Here is a 2,509-nt window from a genome sequence, read left to right as displayed (position 1 = left end):
GGTGGGAACAGCCACGCTTTATGACGCGACCGGGCAGCGGCAGGCCGAGATCTACACAGGCGTCATCGCGGATGGCGTGAGCAGCCCCGTCACCCGGACCGTGTTCGAGTCCGTGCCGGTTCCCGGACTCCAGGGGCAGCCAGAACCTGCGGCCCACTACTCCTTTTATGTGGACAACGTGAACGACATCCCCAGGTACCGCATGCACCTGACGCCGGGGGCTCCCATTGCCGGGGCGGAGATGGGGCTGCCCGGACTTATCCGGATCGGTGAGCGGATCCTGATTGCCGAAGTCACTTTCATTGACAACCCCTTCGCGAGCGACGACGCCGCCAAAGCGTGGCTCGCGGGGGAAGAAGGCCAGGCGCTGAAGGCCCTCATGATGAGCATTTCCTACAGCTGACACGCCAACCACCAGGGGCGCTCCTTCACGAAAGTGGGGGAGCGCTTTTTGTGTCCTTCGTCACGTATGTCAATTACGCCATGACAACGTTGCGTAATTCACAGGAGGCTAGGCTACCCTTACTTAGGTTCGCATCATTGACCTAAGGAGTTCCGTGACTTCCCCCCTCTTCTCCGGCCCCAGTGCCACCCGCCGTACGCTGCTCAAGACAGCCGGCAAGGCAACGGCCGTCCTGGCCGCCGCGGCGCTCAGCCTGTCCGCCTGCTCTACCGGGCCCGCGGCCTCCACCTCGGATGCCACCACTTCCAGCAGCTCCAGCAGCGCACAGTTCCCGGTCACCATCAAGCACGTCTTTGGCGAAACCATCATCAAGGAACAGCCCACCCGTGTAGCCACCGTCTCCTGGGTCAATGACGACGTGGCCATTGCCCTCGGTGTTGTTCCTGTGGGCGTCCCCAAGAACGAGTGGGGCGGCAACGAGCAGGGCTCCACACCGTGGAAGGACGCGGCACTGACGGAACTCGGCGCCGGTTTCGGCACGGAAAAGGCTCCGGTCCAGTACTCCGAGGCCGACGGCATCAACTTCACCGAGATCGCAAAGCTCACCCCTGACGTCATCCTGGCCGCCTACTCCGGCCTGACCGAAGAGGACTACAAGAAGCTCAGCGAGATCGCCCCTGTGGTGGCCCACCCCGAGGTGGCCTACGGAACCTCCTGGCAGGACTCCACCTCCATTATCGGCAAGGCCCTTGGCAAGGACGCGGAGGCCACCAAGCTGATCTCCGATACCGAGGCCACCATCAAGGACAAGGTGTCCAAGTACCCGCAGATCGCCGGCAAGAGCTACATCTACGGCAACCTGGAGCCCGCGTCGGCCGACGGTGTCAACGTCTATACCGCCAACGACAACCGCCCCCGCTTCCTGAGCGAGATCGGCATGACGCTGGCCCCGGTTGTGGAGGAGAACTCGAAGGGTTCCAAGGAATTCTTCATCAAGTGGTCCGCTGAGAAAGCCAACGAACTCGAATCCGACATCTTCGTGACCTGGGTCCCGGATGCAGCCACCACCGATTCCATCAAGGCGGACCCGCTGCTCGGCCAGATCCCGGCCATCCAGAGCGGCGCCCTGGTAGCCGATTCGGACAACACCCTGACGCTGTCCATTTCCGCTTCCTCCCCGCTGAGCCTGCCGTGGTCACTGGACACGTTCCTCCCGCAGCTGGCCACCGCCGCGGACGCAGTGAAGTAAATACCGTCCCATGACCGAAAGTACGACGACGGCGCCCAGCCAGAGGCGAGGTCTCAGCGCTTTGGTGCCGCCTAAGCGCCGAGAGCTCACCTCTCAGCGCCCTGCCGCCGGCCGCGCGCGGCCCCGGGGAAAGCAAGCCGCCTGGCTGCTGGCCGCCGTCGTCGTACTTATTGTCCTGACCGCCGCGTCACTGGCCATCGGGGCCCGGGGACTTTCCCTGGCCACCGTGTGGCAGGCACTCACCCAGTTCAATCCCGCCAACGGCGACCACGCCGTGGTCCACGCCCGCATCCCGCGCACCGTCCTGGGACTTCTCGCCGGCAGTGCCCTGGGCCTTGCCGGCGCTGCCATGCAGGGTGTGGCCCGGAACCCGCTGGCGGACCCCGGCATTATGGGCGTCAACGCCGGCGCCGCCCTGGCCGTGGTCACCGGCATCTACATCTTCGGCATCTCCTCCCTGACCGGCTACATCTGGTTCGCTTTCATCGGCGCAGCGGCGGCCGCCGCCGTGGTGTACCTCGTCGCATCCCTGGGCAGGGACGGTGCAACCCCGGTCAAGCTCGCCCTTGCCGGCGCAGCACTCAGCGCCGGACTGTTCTCGCTGATGAATGTCATCCTGGTCTCCAGCCAGGACACCCTGGACCGCTTCCGTTTCTGGCAGGTGGGCGGTATTGCCGGCCGCGACTGGTCCGTGGTGCTTCCGGGCCTGCCGTTCCTGGCGGTAGGGGCGCTGATTGTCCTTTCCACCGGACGGATCCTCAACAGCCTGGCCCTGGGCGACGACATCGCCCGCGGCCTCGGCCAGCGAGTGGGCCTTGCCCGGGGGATTATTGCCCTTGGCATTGTGCTGCTCTGCG

General features: G+C 65.1%; 2 protein-coding genes and 1 pseudogene. All 3 read left to right on the top strand.

The window, feature by feature from the left end; all coding sequences use genetic code 11:
- Window positions 1-403 (top strand): annotated as a pseudogene (locus tag DBR22_RS23715) (hypothetical protein); the annotation flags it as partial.
- Between the two features lie 154 nt (window positions 404-557).
- The gene (locus DBR22_RS05325) at window positions 558-1,652 is read left to right on the top strand and encodes an iron-siderophore ABC transporter substrate-binding protein (RefSeq protein WP_108598119.1); all 1,095 of its coding nucleotides are present in this window, start codon (window positions 558-560) and stop codon (window positions 1,650-1,652) included.
- 10 nt (window positions 1,653-1,662) lie between these two features.
- A partial coding sequence (locus tag DBR22_RS05320) for a FecCD family ABC transporter permease (protein WP_108598121.1) occupies window positions 1,663-2,509 on the top strand: 847 nt, incomplete at its 3' end.

The sequence above is a fragment of the Arthrobacter sp. HMWF013 genome (assembly GCF_003061105.1).
Classification (GTDB): domain Bacteria; phylum Actinomycetota; class Actinomycetes; order Actinomycetales; family Micrococcaceae; genus Arthrobacter.
Note: the sequence above shows the minus strand (reverse complement) of the source record. Positions and strands in the feature narration are given on the sequence as shown.